The organism is Papillibacter cinnamivorans DSM 12816 (genome assembly GCF_900176335.1).
GTDB classification, from domain to species: Bacteria; Bacillota; Clostridia; order Oscillospirales; family Oscillospiraceae; genus Papillibacter; species Papillibacter cinnamivorans.
Genome location: NZ_FWXW01000007.1, coordinates 104,302 through 118,362 on the forward strand (window position 1 = coordinate 104,302; position 14,061 = coordinate 118,362).

Genomic DNA, 14,061 nt, shown 5'->3' on the forward strand with positions numbered 1-14,061 from the left:
CCTCCTTGTTTTTTCAGTCGGATTTTCGCCGGATCCCGGTCAGTCCTCGGAAAGGGCCGCGAGGAAGGGATCCAGGTTTTCCCGCCGGCTGCCGGCGGAGCTTACGCTGCCGGGGGTCTTCTCCCGGTTGAGCCGCTCCTGCCGGGCCGTGTCCAGCTCCGAGCGAAGCTTCCTGTTTTCGTGCATCAGAAAGGCCGAGGGCAAGGAAGCTCCGAGGCGCACCTCTTCCCAGACTTCGTCGGGGATCTTTCCCCCGCTGAAATCGGGATGGTACTTCATGATCTGCCTGACTTCGCCCTTTCTGCGCTCCTCCCCTTCCCGGCCGCCGGACGTGTTTATGTCTGCCCTTCCGAGATATCCGCGTCCCGCTTCCCGAGCGGAGCTTCCGGGTATCCGTCCTTCCGGGAGTAAAGATGCCGAATGGGCGGAGGGTCGTTCCGGAACCCCGTTTGCCGCGGGAGCCGCCGGAGCTTCCGGTTTCGGCGACGCGGGAGTCTCGTAGGTCTTGAGCTTTCCCCTGGCCTCCTCCAGCTTGGCCTTGATGAAGTCATAGTCCAGGCCCTTCTGGGCCAGGGCCACCACGTCTTTCCGGCCCACGGTCTGAAGGTGTCCCAGGTGGTTCAGGGTGAAGGACCCGGCGGAGTCCGGCAAAGCGTTCGCCGCTCTGGCGGGGCTGGTTTCGCCCCCGGTTCCGGTTCCGTCTTCCTCCCCCTTGTCCTTGTCCTCCTCCGCCTCGTCTTTCTCGGCGGCGGCGAAGGCCTCGGACAGGTCCAGATCCCCGTCTTCGTCTTCCGTTTCGGTGGGTGTCCCGTTGGGATCCTCGTCGGGGAACAGGTCCAGCATTTCGTCTTCCATGGTTTTTCTCCTTTCGGGCTGGTTTCGCCCGTTTTTTTGTTTGTAGGGATTTTGCAGGTTATCCGGCGGGTACAGAGAGCCGTCCCGCAAGGAGCCTCGGAGGCAGAGAGGCTCCAGTTAAGCCGTTTCCCGCGGAGCTCTGCTTCGGGGTTTTGGAAGCGTTTTTCAGTTCCTCCATGAGTTCCTCCTTCCCGGTCACGTATCCGGAGGGGAGCCGCTCCAGATACTGCAGGACACTGATTTTGCCGCCGGCAAGGAGGTTGTCCAGGGTCTGGACGGAGGTGATTTCCGACCAGTAGGCCGAGGCCCCCACGTCCAGTTTCAAAGACAGGGGCATGTTCCTAAGCGCAGCAAAATCAAAGAGTTCGGCCCTGTCCTCGGCAGCTTTCGCATCTTCCCCCGCCCGGGCGGGCCGGCGCCCGTAAAAGGCCGCCATCTGGTCCATATAAATCCGCCCCAGATCCTCGATGGACTGATGCAGGTTCCGGCGCACCAGCTCCATGGGAACGGCGGATGCCCGCTGCAGGGCGATGATGGCGGAGGTGTTGTTTGGCTGCACGTCCCCCAGGGCGGCGTCGTTGGCCCCCATGAACTCCTTGGTGTAGCTGATGGCCAGAGAGATAAACTGGGAGATCTGGGGGGAGACCTGGGCGGGGTCGATGATCTTGGCCGCTCCGGCCACGTCTCCGCCGTTCATGGGGATAGCCGCCCCCACGCGGTTGTCCCACCGGGCGATGCGCGTCCTGTCGTACAGGATCCTGGGATAGGCCGAGGACATGAGGGAGAGCATGGTCATGGCAAAGAGCTTGTTGACGAAGATCTGATTGGGAATGAGCCCCGTGACGTCGGCCTGGCCGTGGTAGCAGTCCTGAACATAGTCCATGGAGAGCCACGTGACGGGATAGAGGGTCAGCCCCGTGTCCCAGGGCTGGCGCAGCATCCTGTCCCGGGTGCACTCGGCGGCCATGAGGCGTCTTTCGCCGTTTTCCCTGTCCCGCTCCTTCCAGAATTTCAGAAGAACGGTGCACTTGTCGTCGGTGAGGGAATCGTGGTAATTGCCCGCGTCGTCGGTATCGGGCCTCACGGCATCAGGATCCTCCCCTGCCTCCTCCGCCAATCTGCGCACTTCTTCCAGGGGCTCCCGCCGGGCAACGATGATCCAGGGCTGGCGCTCCACCCGGCGGTCGTTGGGATTTCCGAAAAGGACTCTCGTGTTTTCCACCAGTTCGGTGATGATCTCCCCGCCGCTGAAGGGGCCGGGAGCATCGGGATCGTAATATGTATAGAGGCAGCCGTCCCCGTCCACCGAGGCGTTGCGCACATATTCCCGCAGAAGCGAACCCATTTTGTTGCGCTCAAAAAGCCTATCGAATTCCCCCGTGACCGCCCGGGCAGCCCGGCGCACCCCCCGGAGCCCGGCCGGTTCCATGGGGGAAGCCTGCATCTTGAGATTGTCGGATACGATGGAGGAAACCCGGAAGAGGACCACGCGCTTTAAAAAGTTGAACACCGGTGTGGGCAGGCCGTTGGAGCGGACCCCCTCCCACTGCCGCCCGATGAAGAAGTTTTCGTTTGCCGCCACGGTGTCGTACAGCCCGATGCGGGTGTTGAAGGACACGCCCTTTTCATAGTCCCGCCAGATCTCCCCGCAGCCGAAGGATTCCTGTTTCCGGTTCACTCAGACCGTCCCTCCTTTTTTCCGGGCTCGCCGGTGTAGGACAGAATGTCGGCGATGCCCTGCATCCACCGCTGTGCCCGGCGTTCCTCCGGCTCCTCCGAGGGCTTGGGTTTATCGGGAACGCTCCGCTCCTCCAGAAGGTTCTTCTGCTCCTCCAGGCGCCGGCTCAGAGCGGACAGGCGGATCCCGAAGCCGGAAAGCCTGCACCGGCACTCGTCCAGCCTCCTTTCGGTCCGCAGGGCCAGGAAGGCCGCGCCCGCGGCGGCGAGTATGCCCAAAATGGCCGCCAGCAGGCCCAACAAGGCTGCAAAATACGACAGTGTCATTGCTTATCTCTCCTTTTTTCTTTTACCCCACATCCGGGGAAAACGCGGTGAATTCCAGATAACTTTCGTCGGCATCCCCGCCGGTCATGAGCTCTCCGTACTCCGTCCGATCCGGTTCGGGAAATGCTTCCTGTGTTTCCTCCGCCGCCGGCCGCAGGGTCCGGAACCGGGCGAAATAGCGCAGCGCGTCGGTGAGATGGGTGATCTCGTGGGGCTCCGCGGCGCAGTCGCTTGGGTTTGCTTCGTCGGCCAGCAGGGCCTGGAGGTTTTCGATCAGCTGGGGGCAGTCCCGGGAAATGCGGAGCATGGGTTCCCCGTCCCGGCCCGGGCGCAGGTATTCCCTCACCATGAGCCAGCCCTGTACCCTGCCGACGGCCGCCCGGGACAGGGGCGAGCCGTTTTCGGCGAAAATCTCCGCCATGGTCCGCCCGGTATCCTTCTGAGTGCTCCAGATGTCGGGAGGCGCGATGGTCGCCTCAATCCTCTCCCCGGGAAGCGTCCTGTCCGCCATGGCCTCCGCCGCCCGGGACGCGATGAGCCCCGGCTGCTGGTACTCCCTGTATACCCAGGCCCTGCCGTCGTAGTCCACCGCGATCCAGAGGCAGGCGAACATGTCCAGGCCGTAATCAATCGCCCGGTACCGGGTCCATTCCTCCGGCACCCGGAAGGGAGCCGCGGTGTGCTCTCCCCGGCGAAATTCGGAAAAATACTGGCCGGAGAGAGCATCCCAGTCCCCGTCCCGGTGCGCCCTCCGGATTTTCTCCGGCAGCAGGTTCAGCTGCCGGACGTAGTCCGGGGAGTGCTCCAGGAGGACCGCGTTGTCGTAGACGGTGGCGGGGATGAAAAGATAATCGTCGGGGTTTTCGTCGTCTTCCGGATGGAAGGTGTCCCGCCGGAAGTCCCGGGTGATAAAGAGCCGCTTGACCCACTGGTGCCCGATCCCGCCGGGGTTGCAGGTGAGATAAAACCGCTTGGGGAAAAGATTGACTCCCCGGAGGCAGGCACCCAGGGTCCGAAACTCCTCTTCGGAAAACTGCGTGGCTTCGTCGATGAAAATCACGTCGTATTCTTTGCCCTGATAATCGTCCAGGTCCCGGCGGGTGTTGAGAAAGCCGAATTTGACGGTGGATCCGTTCCTAAAAAACAGGGTGTGGGCCGAGGCAACGTAGCTTCCCAGTTCCGGGGGCGTCAGGCGGCACATAGGGGCCACCAGCATCTCCTCCAGCTGGGTGTATTTCCGGCGCATGACAAGGATCTTTATGCCCTTGTATTCCGGATTTGCCGCCAGAGACAGGGCCTTGGCGATGACCGACCAGGTCTTTCCCCCTCCCCGGGCCCCTCCGTAGCAGACATAACGCCTGTCCGCCATCAGGAGGCGGAGCTGCTTGGGATTGGGGCCCGTTTCGGAAAGCCGCACCAGGACCTCGCCCCGGTCGTTTTTTCGCCGGTCCGCGACATAGCGTTCCCTTGCTATCTTTTTTCCTCCCTTCCCCCAGGCGAAGGAGACTCGCCGTTTCCCCGCTCACCGGGCCAGAAGGCTCAAATCCTCCCCGGGAACCGAGCCGAAGCTGACGCGGATACAGGCTTCCTCCTCCTTTTCCTTTTCCGCCTTTTGGCTGGTTTTCCCCGCCACCTTGTCGCTGAGCATGGCGTAAACCCTGGCCGCCTGATAGGCGTTGAGCTCCATGACCGCCTCGGGGTCCCCCATGCGCCGCAGCAGAAGGCGCAGCAGGCTCCGGATCTCGTCTTCCTCGGCCGCCTCCTTTGCGCAACCCTCTTCTCCTTCCGTTCCCGTCCCTTTCGGCTCCCGCCCGATGCAGGAACTGCAGCATGCATCGCCGGAAGGAGCGGTTTCGTTTTCTTCCGCGGGGAAAAGCTCCGCGCGCAGGGAATTCAATGCATCCTCCTTCTTCCCGGCAAATTCCGCGCCGAGCTCTTTTATAATGTTTTTCACCGTGTTGGGCGCGACATGGTTTTCCCTGGCCGCCGCCCGGTAATTTCCCGACCTGAGGTAATCGGCGGCTATCTTCCGTCTGTTTTCCTCCGTTATCCAGCGTTTTCCCGGCATGGCTTATCCTCCCAGTTATCTGCAAGTATTGTATGGATTTTCCATTCATAATGTAAACATGCGGCGATAAAAAATATTTCCGGCGTCATCCAAGGATGGCGCCGGAAACCGGCTTTCTCACTCTTCTTTTTTTAATCCGTCCGTACTCTGCCAGGTTTCGGTTCCCAATGCTCCCTTCACCGCTCGATCGCCTGCATCCCAAGGGATCGGAAAATGCCATCGCTCCCCGGGCATCTGCCCTGGGGAGCGATGGTTATCACAGCTTTCTGTTCCGATCCGAAGCCTATTAAAGCATTATGTAAACTTATTGAAACCATGTTCCGCGCCGCCCGGAGCCGCCCGTTTCACGCGTTTTCCTCCGCCCGGGCATGCGTTTTGCCGATTTTCAGCCGGTTCCCGCCTTTTTCATGCCGGTACCCTGCCCTTTCCCTGCCCAAAGACAGACGGGACCGGATTACTCTTTGCCCGCTTTCCCTTGCAGCATGCGCAGGGGAAGGCTCATGGCAAGAATCCCCGCGCCGCAGATCCAATATGCCGCACTCGCGCCCAGATGTTCCGCCACGGCGCCGGACACCAGGTTTCCCAGAGGCGCGCAGCCACAGAAGACCAGAACGTAAACACTCATCACCCGCCCGCGGTACCGGTCCTCGGTGCGGTACTGTACCGCCGCGTTGGCCGTGGAGGTATAGGAAACCAGGAAAAACCCCATTCCGGCAAGGCAGAGGGCGGCGGGAACAAACTGCCGGGACAGGCCGGTGAGAAGCAGTAGGGCCGCCACCAGATAGGGAAACCGCCGGAGAATGTATTCCCTGGGTCCCTGCCGGCTTCCGGAGGCCACAAAAGCGGCGCCGAAAAAGGAGCCGACGCCCAGGCAGGACAGCAGTATGCCAAAACCGCTCTCCCCCATCCCCAGCACGGTCTTTGCAAGGACCGGGACCAGTACGTTGTAGTTCCCGGCAAAAAGGAGAGTCACAAAAATACCGCCCATCACCCGGATCAAATAGGGCTTCCGGCGGATATACCGGAGCCCCTCCATAATCTCCTCCCGGACGCCCCTGCGCTCCGCCGGAGGCGGCGGAGAATAGGCCGGATGAATAAAAGCCAGGACCAGGAGCACCGCCGCGAAACTAAATGAGTTTACATAAAAACACATCGCCGTCCCGTAGAGCGTCATGACCACACCGGCAAGGGCGGGCCCGAAAACGCGGGCGAGGTTGAAGGCCATGGAATTGAGGGCGATGGCTCCCCCCAGGTCCTCCTTCCCCACCATCTCCACCACAAAGGATTGCCGGGCCGGCATATCCAGAGTGTTGACGACCCCCAGCGCCGCGGAGGCCACCAGGATGTGCCAGTAGCGCACCTGTCCGGTCCACACCAGGAGGGCCAGGCACAGCGTCACCGCGAGGGAGGAGGACTGAGTGATGAGGAGAATCCGCTTTTTCGGGATCCTGTCGATGAGCACCCCCGCGGGAAGGGACAGGAAGATGAGGGGGGTAAACTGCATCACCCCGGTAAGGCTCAGAAGGAAGGGGGAATCCGTCAAAGAATAGGCAAGCCAGGGCTGGGCTGTGTTCTGCATCCACGTGCCCGCCAGAGATACGCACATTCCCAGCCAATACAGCCGGAAGTTCCTGTTTTTCAGCGCCAGAAGCGGATTGTTCACGCTTATATCCCGAATTTTCGCCAAGGCTCTTCCTCCCTTTCAGCGACACCCCGATTGTAGCACAGGAAAAAGGAATTCTCAACAGAAACACACGGCGGATTCGGTCAAATCCTCCGCTCCCCTTTTCCAATTTCCGTCATATCCGGGTCTTGTTCTTCCGGCGCCGGACGCTTATAATGGATGCATGCTTCTTCTCCGCGCGGGAAGCATTTTAAAATTTAAAACGCAGGGGAGGCGTTTTATGTCAGATAGGATACTGGAACTGGAGGAAACGGCCATCAATGCCTTTCCCGCCCTGCAGACGGAGCTTTACCGGGGCTGGATCCTGCGGTTTTCCGACGGATACACCCACCGGGGAAACTGCGTCAATCCCCTCTATCCTCTCATGGGAGATATGGAGGAGGCGCTCTCCTACTGCGAGGAACGGTATTTTTCCCTTGGGCTCAACTGTACTTATAAGCTGACGCCCGGGAGTCTTCCCGAACTGGAATGCCTGTTGTCCCAAAGGGGATATGACCGAAAAAACTCCGCCGTCGTCATGACGGCTTCCCTTTCCACGCCCGTGGAAGACCCCGCCGGGGTCACCATCGCGGAGCGGGTGAGCTCTGTTTGGCTGGGCGGCTTCCTGGCGCTCAAGGGGGTGGACAAACCCGCCGAGGCACGGGCCGCCAGGGCCATGATCGGGAATATCTCTCTTCCCGTCTACTGCGCGTCCATCCGCCGGGGAGGAAAACCCGCCGGCTGCGCGCTTGGCGTCCTGGAACGGGGCCGGGTGGGGCTTTTCGATCTCTATGTGGACCCGGAGCTTCGCAGGCAGGGCCTGGGCGGAGCCCTCTGCCGCGCCGTCATGAACGCCGGGTTCCGGGACGGAGCCGGCGGCGCGTACCTTCAGGTTGCCGTTGGCAACGAAGGCGCCCAGCGTCTTTACGAAAGCCTGGGCTTCACCCCCTGCTACGAATACTGGTATCGGGTCCGCCGCTGCCCGGGGCAGCTGGTGGAGGAAAAAGACCCCCAATGGGCAAAATAGCAAGGAGCATTTCCGACAAGCTGAGGCAATATAAGAAAGGGAGCGGCCCAAGCGCCGCTCCCTTTCTTTATTCTGTGAATCCTGCCGATCCTTTTTCCCGCATCCGACGGCCGTGCCGGAGCCGCCTCCTGCGATGCCGCGCATCAGCCACTCGGCGGCCTCGGGGCCCGACTTTGCCGCCGCGGCCAGGGCGGGAGTCAGGAACGTCCGCGGAAGCAAGCTGTGCCTTTACTTAATTAAATTTACCCTGTTCCTATAAAAACCGGGCAAATCTACCGCGTCGAAAATGGAGCTGGATAAAGCGCTGGGGCCGCAAGCGGCCCCGGTGCGGCGCACATCATCCCGCTGTGCTGGCTGATGTGCGTTGTTCCCCTGGGGGGCAGAGATTTAGCAGTTAACTGCTGCAAACAAAGTCTCGCTCTGGAATTTCAGGGGGGCCATGAGTGGCTCCAATACATCACTCGTTAACAACCTTCCATTTGAACATGTCTTTAAAATCATTAAAGCAATTTGAACATATCCAATAATAATGATCCAGAGTACAATACCCCTCATGTAAATCAGATCCGTATTCGCTAAACGTATCGTTACAAAAAGCGCAATGATCGTGATCCCATTTGGAGGAATACGGCTTATAGTGTGCGTAAATCAACTCCTTGTTTTTCAAGTAGTTTTCCTGATTTGTTATTCTCCAATCATTTTTGTCTATCATGATTATTCATCTCCTCACTTAACCTCAAAAGTTCCATCAGGGAATATTCTGTATGTCTTTCCATTGGATGCGCCATAGTCCCAATGTGGTGCTATTGGTTCAGGATGATTAAGATCAGGTCTTAACCATTCCTTTGTGTTTGGGTTATACCAATTTCCATATTTTGATCCAGGAACTCCATTTCCACGCCACTCATAACCTTCTGCTGGTACTTTAACAGGGTCATTGCCAGGATATTTGGGGACATCCCCCGCGTCCTCGGCAAGGTCGCCGGCGATTTTTCCAGCGCCGCGGGCGGCGGCGCCCCAGAGTCCGCTTGTCAGGGCTTTCCCCGCCTTGCCGAGGCCCCGGAGGGCTGCGTCGGAGGCGAAGCCGAAGAGCAGGTTTTCTCCGGCGGTTTTCGCGATCTCTCCGGGACTCTCGCCCCGGATCGCGCCGCTTGCCGCCGACACCGCCGTGTCCGACAGGGCGTTCACCGCCGACCGTCCCAGAAAGCTTGTCCCCAGCTTTTGAAGCAGCGGAACAGCGCCCAGCGCTTCGGCCCCCACGGCGGAGGGAACCGCGTACCCCGCAAGTTCTCCCAGCTGCGCCGCCACGGGACGCGCCCGATCGGCCCTCTCCTGGGCGCGTAGGATCGCATCCGCGTCGTAATTGCTTCCCTCGTAAATGGGAGCGGTGGCGCCCTGAAGCCTTTCAAGGCCGCCCAGCATAAAACCGTTTACAAAGTTCCGGGCAGCCACCTGGTCCGGAGCCTGGATCTCGTGTTCTGTCACGGTGGTCAGAAAGAAGTAATAGATGTCGTTGTCCGAATACCCCAGATCCTTCATGGACGCGGAAAAGCGCTGCATGAAGGCACCTTTTCCGAAGGGTCCGGCTGACTTCAGCCCCTTTTCGTACTCCGCGCAAAGCCGCTCCTGGTCCTCCGAATCGTCCCGAAGGGAGATGCCACCGCTTTTTTCCGTGATCTGTGCGGCTTCCCGAGGCGCGCCGGCCGTTTCCCCGTTTCCAGTATATCCCTCATCCTCCCGGGAAGCAACCGTTTCCTGAGGAAGGGGGACGTACAGGTTATAGAGGTCCAGGATCTCCTGTTCCCTCTGCTCCTGCCGCTGGCGGTCGATCTCTTCCGTCCACTCGGCGATGAAGCGGTCCAGGTCCCGCTTGTTTTCGGAGGCATACTGTTTTTCCAGCAGATCCAGCGTCTTCTGCTCACGCTCCGCATTATCGTACTGATATGCGTCGGAAAGGCCCTGGGTCTTTGCTTTTTGCAGTTGGATCGCTTTTTCCAGGCTCTTCAGCCGGTCGCTTGAACCGGCCATGTTCTCTTCGGCGTACCGGTCCTCCCGGAGCATCCTGCTGTCCGCGGCGGCTGTGTACGGCTTATGTTCCTCTTTGGATTCCAGACTGTCCGCCGGGGTGTAAGGAATGCTTTCCGGGTTTACCGTTTTACCGTTTATCCCGCTCCCCGAGCCCACCGTTTGGCTGTCCAGCGCGTTTCTTACAGAAAGATACGCGGGGGTTCGGGGGGCGGTCACCGTGCTCTCTCCGGTTTCCGCATTTACCGCCAGGCTGTCCAGAGCGTTTCTCGCCGCATCGTAGGCGGAGGGCCGGGGAGTGCTTGTCCCGCCGGAATCCTCCCGTTCCAGGGTGCGGAAGCTCCGGCGGAGGTCCGTTCCCGTGGGCGAAGTTTTTTCCTCAGGGGGGATGTATCCCAGCTCCCGCCAGGGTTCCCGCTCCTCCGTTTCGTCCAGCGCTTTGGTGATGGCCTCGTCCCACATGCGCTCCTGCTCCCGGCGGCTGTTTCTCCCGCTGAGCTTCGGCCGCTTTCAGCTGCCGCTCCCGTTCCTGACGTTCCTCTTCCTGCCGCCGCTGGCGCTCCTGCCTCTCCTGTTCCAGCTGCCTCTGCCGCTCCGCGGCGGCCTCCAGGTCCCGCCGCTTTTTTTCCTCCGCCCACTCCCGTTCCTTCTGTCTTCGGGCGGCCAGGTTCTGCTCGGCGCGCTGTTCCGTCGTGTCCAGCCCGGTTTTCGGCCGGGTGTCCGATGCGGAAACGCCGGGGATTCTCACATCGTCCAGCCGTGTTTCCTGCAGTGACAATTTTCCCAATGTGCACATTCCTTTCTTTCCCGTTTTCCGGTTTTATCCGTACACATTGTATGGATTTTTGTCTGATTTTGGAAAGTGACGGGAGAGAAAATCGTTCGACAAAATACTCCTTCTTTTTCAAAATGTATCTTTATTGCTTTCCCCCGGCGGGGAGCGTGCAGCTTCCGTCTAAGTTCCTCGTTTATTCAATTTATAAACAAAAAAATAACGCCCCGGAAGCTCATCGCTTCCAGGAGCGTGAAAATTCGGAATACTCAGCCGGCAATATAGCCTTCCCCCGCCATTCCGGGACGGGGAATCCCTTTGTCCTTACGCCTTATTTTCAGCGCTTTTTGCCGCCTGGGATTTCGTTTTGCCTTCGCCGAGCTTGCGGCAGAAGTAGTCGTAGAAGATCGGATTATTCGGTTTTCCACTTTTCGGAACGCAGACCATGGAGACGGCGAGAAAATAGAACAGGCCATGTAGCGCGCGGTTACCCTGTTTGTTGCTCTCGTCCCGGCCTTTTCCTGCCGAGCTGAAGCGTTTCGGGGCGATTCCGGCGAAGCTCGCCAGCTTGTCCGCGTTCGGGAAACGGCGGATATCACCGATCTCGGCGATGAGCTTTCCCGCAATGGCGCTGCCGACGCCGGGCAGGGTGGTCAGCTTGCAGTCGAAGGTCTCCAGCATTTTCTCGATTTCCGCGTCGATCTGAGTAAGCTCAGATTGCTGTCGCTCCAAGTCGCGGACAAGACTTTGGGTGATAAAATCCCGTGACGACTGGTAATCACGCAGGGTATCGCCGTCGTTTTGGACACAGCCAAAAATCAAGGCAGCCTTGCTTTTTGAGATATTGGATGCTATTGTCCTCAGTTCCGCTGTTAAATCCTCCGCCGTTTTGTTGCTCATGTGCATTGGCGAGGGATAGGTCTTCCAGAAATACAGCGCGGATTTCAGGTCAATTTCACTGAAGAATTTCCGGTAGCTTGGGTACGCGGTCGATATTTGCTCGTGCAGGGCGTTTTTCAGCCTTATGCCGTCGTTAACGATAGTATCACGGCGGTTCACGAGCTGAGACAGCGTCCAGTAATTGTCCGCCGGTTTTGCGTCCAGCAGGGTATGTAGCTGGTCGATCAGCACCATTGCCACGCAATACGCGTCGTACTCGTCATTCTTTTTCATGGTAGGTGCGCTTCTGCGCCGGTCATACGCCAGGGCGGGATTCACGTCCTTCACGACGCAGCCTTTTTCAAGGAGAAAGACCGCGAGGCTCCGTCCGTGACCATAGGCGTTTTCAAGACCATAAACGGGCGTCAAACCCAAGGTCAGAGCTTTCCTGTTGACCCGCTTTACAAGCTTTTCAAACTCTACGGGCTTGTTTTCGATGACAAGTGCTTCAAGCTTTTCGTTCCAGCAGTTAAGTAAAACCGCCGTATGGGTTTTCTTATGCAAATCCATGCCGACATAGAGATAGCTTTCTCTTTTCTGCATTGCATCCGCCTCTCTTTTTCCTGCCTTCCGCATCAAGACCCCGGTACCGGCAACCTCAGATGCCAGAATTCACGGTTTCCCGTGTTCAAGGGCGCGACAGTCTATCCACCAACGGACTTTACGCTTCAAGCAGGTTTCTTTGATGTGTGATGTTAACTCTGCCAAAAGCGGTTTGCAAGTCATTTCTTCCAGTGTCTCAGAACTGTCACAATTCAGAAAAAAGAAAAGAAAATGCGCTCAGAATATGTATTGGGTTGCCCCACCAAATGGGGAGGAAATATATAAACAAGACGAAAGCAACAAGTATAAAGCCTCGAACCGGCGGCAACCCGAAATTTTGTTGCTTCTGTCATATAGCTTTCCGCGCGGGCTTCGGGTATTGTGTGTCGCTGAGGAGGCGACGCACGATGACCGAAACGCTTGAGCAGCTATTCAGGCAATATTACACCCCGTCGGCGCAAGCCGAGAGGCAACGCGAGATTGAAGAATATCACCGTCAGCTTATCGGGAGCCTTGAAAAGCAGGAAAGGAAAAAGGTGCTCCGCATCATCGACGCGAAGGATATGATCGAACAGGAGCACACGCTGGAAAGCTTTGTTTGCGGGTTCCGGCTGGCATGGCGGATTCTCAGCGAGCTATACGGGAAACCGTGACAAGTTTCGCTTTTGTGGTACGGGCGGGGGCAATTGCCCCGCCCGCCCACTTCGGCAATGTGGGCTATGCCCGCACCCCTAAAAACGAGCGTGGGCCGACGTGTCGCCCTGTGTCCGCTTTTGCCGCCAGGGTGAGGAAGATTTACACCGCCCGGCGGCAGAGACGATTTTGAAGCCTTTGTGCGATGTATCGCGGGACTCCGATTAAGCCTGTCCCTCTTAAAACCGAGCAAATCTACCGCGTCGAAAACAGAGCAGGAGAAAGCAAGGTGCGGCAGGCCGCACCTTGCGGTCACCTCGCCCGGCAGTGCCGGGCGTTCTCCTTAGAAAACACAGGCTTTTCTCTCGGCACGGCGTCACCGGCCCAAGGTGCTGTAAACCGGCGAATTTGCTGCCGCAGGTGCTGTGGATACGGAAAAACCGCGGCGCAAGGGCATTTGCAAGGTGCTGTTCCGGGTGCTCTCAAGTGCACTTGTCCCTATCTTGCAGGTGGTCGCTCACAGCTTAAGATCTATTCTCCAATATATCATTTATCCTATCCAAAAGATAAGCTTCAAAGCTTTCATAGCTTTCTTTATATTTTGTATCACCAGGAGCCCACATTCCAACTTTTCCGTTCTGAGATTGAATACAGTACACCCATTCATCGCAGTTTTCGATCAGTATTACATCTTGTGGCAATCCATAAGAACGAAACTTTATAGTCTCATCCACAAAGACCATTTTTCCGTTTTTCCCAATCCCTAAAACTTCGATGCCTCCGATTCCGCCCTGGCCGAAGTTTATCAAAAACCACCGATAGGCATCTGGAATTTTAAGACCAAGTCGAGTTTCTGACTCGGTCAACATACTGTCAGTTACTTTGGCATAAGTGAAATCACCTTTGCTCTCATTTTCTTTTATTACATTGTACAGGTAATCATACATTTTATTTACCTCCAGTAATCAGGCTGGCTCGCCATTTCCAATAATTATACCGGAAATTATTGTATTGCTTGTTTAACAAAGGATTGTTTCTGAAACTGGCTCCATTCTCAACTAAACCATGTAACTGCGAGTAATATTGTTGATGTGTAATTTCCCGGAGTTCAGCCATCGGCCCCGCCTCTTGTTGCAATACATGATGCAACTCAATGGGATTGCCATCAGTCCCTATAGGCGGTTTTCCTGCTTGCATGCGTTCCAAATTAGTCAATCCTGTTGTTTCATCAAAGTAGTTAATATCAATGTCATTTCTTTGATATACACGACGGCTAACATCCTTGACATCTCCGTTCACTTTAACGGTGCCTTTATACTCTACTGGCGTATATATTTTGCTGGAAAGGCTGTTCCCCGTGCCCTCAATGAGCTCATCGGCGGATTTTAGAATGCCGCCGGAGTCTTCCGCTTTCCGGACGGCGGAGACAAGAAGGCCCCATTCGGCGGCGACGTCCGCGTTTTTCGCGGCGCCGTGCAGCAGATCGGTCACCGTGTCGCCGTACTTTGCGATTCCTTTCATCAGCCATTCGG

Annotated in this window: 13 protein-coding genes; 2 read left to right on the plus strand and 11 right to left on the minus strand. The window is 57.7% G+C overall.

Features of this window, described 5'->3' with window-relative positions; all coding sequences use genetic code 11:
• Positions 1 to 39: 39 nt before the first annotated feature.
• From B9A13_RS11195 to B9A13_RS11220, 6 genes are all read right to left on the minus strand, one after another.
• Positions 40 to 855 carry a hypothetical protein gene (locus B9A13_RS11195; protein WP_084235251.1) on the minus strand — a complete coding sequence of 272 codons (816 nt, stop codon included), beginning with the start codon at positions 853 to 855 and terminating at the stop codon, positions 40 to 42.
• 58 nt (positions 856 to 913) lie between these two features.
• A complete protein-coding gene (locus B9A13_RS11200; RefSeq protein WP_084235252.1) occupies positions 914 to 2,533 on the minus strand; it encodes a portal protein in 1,620 nt (539 codons plus the stop codon).
• Positions 2,530 to 2,859 carry a hypothetical protein gene (locus B9A13_RS11205; protein ID WP_084235253.1) on the minus strand — a complete coding sequence of 110 codons (330 nt, stop codon included), beginning with the start codon at positions 2,857 to 2,859 and terminating at the stop codon, positions 2,530 to 2,532. Before B9A13_RS11205 ends, B9A13_RS11200 begins: the two co-directional genes overlap by 4 nt.
• Positions 2,860 to 2,881: 22 nt before the next feature.
• Positions 2,882 to 4,276 (minus strand): phage terminase large subunit, encoded by a 1,395-nt coding sequence (locus B9A13_RS11210; RefSeq protein WP_084235254.1) that lies wholly within the window; start codon positions 4,274 to 4,276, stop codon positions 2,882 to 2,884.
• Positions 4,277 to 4,381: 105 nt separating this feature from the next.
• The gene (locus tag B9A13_RS11215; protein WP_084235255.1) at positions 4,382 to 4,927 is read right to left on the minus strand and encodes a hypothetical protein; all 546 of its coding nucleotides are present in this window, start codon (positions 4,925 to 4,927) and stop codon (positions 4,382 to 4,384) included.
• Between the two features lie 454 nt (positions 4,928 to 5,381).
• Positions 5,382 to 6,614 (minus strand): MFS transporter, encoded by a 1,233-nt coding sequence (locus tag B9A13_RS11220; RefSeq protein ID WP_242942845.1) that lies wholly within the window; start codon positions 6,612 to 6,614, stop codon positions 5,382 to 5,384.
• Positions 6,615 to 6,831: 217 nt separating this feature from the next.
• Here B9A13_RS11220 and B9A13_RS11225 point away from each other — a divergent pair, with 217 nt between their 5' ends.
• The gene (locus B9A13_RS11225; protein WP_159448122.1) at positions 6,832 to 7,617 is read left to right on the plus strand and encodes a GNAT family N-acetyltransferase; all 786 of its coding nucleotides are present in this window, start codon (positions 6,832 to 6,834) and stop codon (positions 7,615 to 7,617) included.
• Between the two features lie 726 nt (positions 7,618 to 8,343).
• Here B9A13_RS11225 and B9A13_RS11235 read toward each other — a convergent pair.
• The 3 genes from B9A13_RS11235 to B9A13_RS11245 form a co-directional block, all read right to left on the minus strand.
• On the minus strand, positions 8,344 to 10,104 hold the full coding sequence (locus B9A13_RS11235; RefSeq protein ID WP_084235258.1) for a polymorphic toxin type 37 domain-containing protein: 1,761 nt from the start codon (positions 10,102 to 10,104) through the stop codon (positions 8,344 to 8,346).
• The gene (locus B9A13_RS11240) at positions 10,022 to 10,429 is read right to left on the minus strand and encodes a hypothetical protein (RefSeq protein WP_143806968.1); all 408 of its coding nucleotides are present in this window, start codon (positions 10,427 to 10,429) and stop codon (positions 10,022 to 10,024) included. The genes B9A13_RS11235 and B9A13_RS11240 overlap by 83 nt, the downstream gene beginning before the upstream one ends.
• A gap of 309 nt (positions 10,430 to 10,738) precedes the next feature.
• Positions 10,739 to 11,896, minus strand: coding sequence for an IS110 family RNA-guided transposase (locus tag B9A13_RS11245; protein ID WP_084235260.1), 1,158 nt, complete (start codon positions 11,894 to 11,896; stop codon positions 10,739 to 10,741).
• Positions 11,897 to 12,303: 407 nt separating this feature from the next.
• On the opposite strand from B9A13_RS11245, the gene B9A13_RS11250 reads away from it, so the two are divergent.
• The gene (locus tag B9A13_RS11250) at positions 12,304 to 12,549 is read left to right on the plus strand and encodes a DUF6809 family protein (RefSeq protein ID WP_084235261.1); all 246 of its coding nucleotides are present in this window, start codon (positions 12,304 to 12,306) and stop codon (positions 12,547 to 12,549) included.
• Between the two features lie 504 nt (positions 12,550 to 13,053).
• Here the strand turns inward: B9A13_RS11250 and B9A13_RS11255 are convergent.
• Complete coding sequence (locus B9A13_RS11255; RefSeq protein ID WP_084235262.1) at positions 13,054 to 13,476, minus strand: SMI1/KNR4 family protein; 423 nt, start codon at positions 13,474 to 13,476, stop codon at positions 13,054 to 13,056.
• A 1-nt stretch (position 13,477) separates the two neighbouring features.
• The coding region (locus tag B9A13_RS11260; protein ID WP_200809719.1) for an HNH/ENDO VII family nuclease at positions 13,478 to 14,061 on the minus strand (584 nt) is incomplete at its 5' end.

Bases quoted from the DNA above. Each gene is read 5' to 3' on its own strand.
- B9A13_RS11195 (WP_084235251.1), bottom strand. From the start codon at position 855: ATGGAAGACGAAATGCTGGACCTGTTCCCCGACGAGGATCCCAACGGG.
- B9A13_RS11255 (WP_084235262.1), bottom strand. From the start codon at position 13,476: ATGTATGATTACCTGTACAATGTAATAAAAGAAAATGAGAGCAAAGGT.
- B9A13_RS11205 (WP_084235253.1), bottom strand. From the start codon at position 2,859: ATGACACTGTCGTATTTTGCAGCCTTGTTGGGCCTGCTGGCGGCCATT.
- B9A13_RS11215 (WP_084235255.1), bottom strand. From the start codon at position 4,927: ATGCCGGGAAAACGCTGGATAACGGAGGAAAACAGACGGAAGATAGCC.
- B9A13_RS11235 (WP_084235258.1), bottom strand. From the start codon at position 10,104: ATGTGGGACGAGGCCATCACCAAAGCGCTGGACGAAACGGAGGAGCGG.
- B9A13_RS11225 (WP_159448122.1), top strand. From the start codon at position 6,832: ATGTCAGATAGGATACTGGAACTGGAGGAAACGGCCATCAATGCCTTT.
- B9A13_RS11245 (WP_084235260.1), bottom strand. From the start codon at position 11,896: ATGCAGAAAAGAGAAAGCTATCTCTATGTCGGCATGGATTTGCATAAG.
- B9A13_RS11250 (WP_084235261.1), top strand. From the start codon at position 12,304: ATGACCGAAACGCTTGAGCAGCTATTCAGGCAATATTACACCCCGTCG.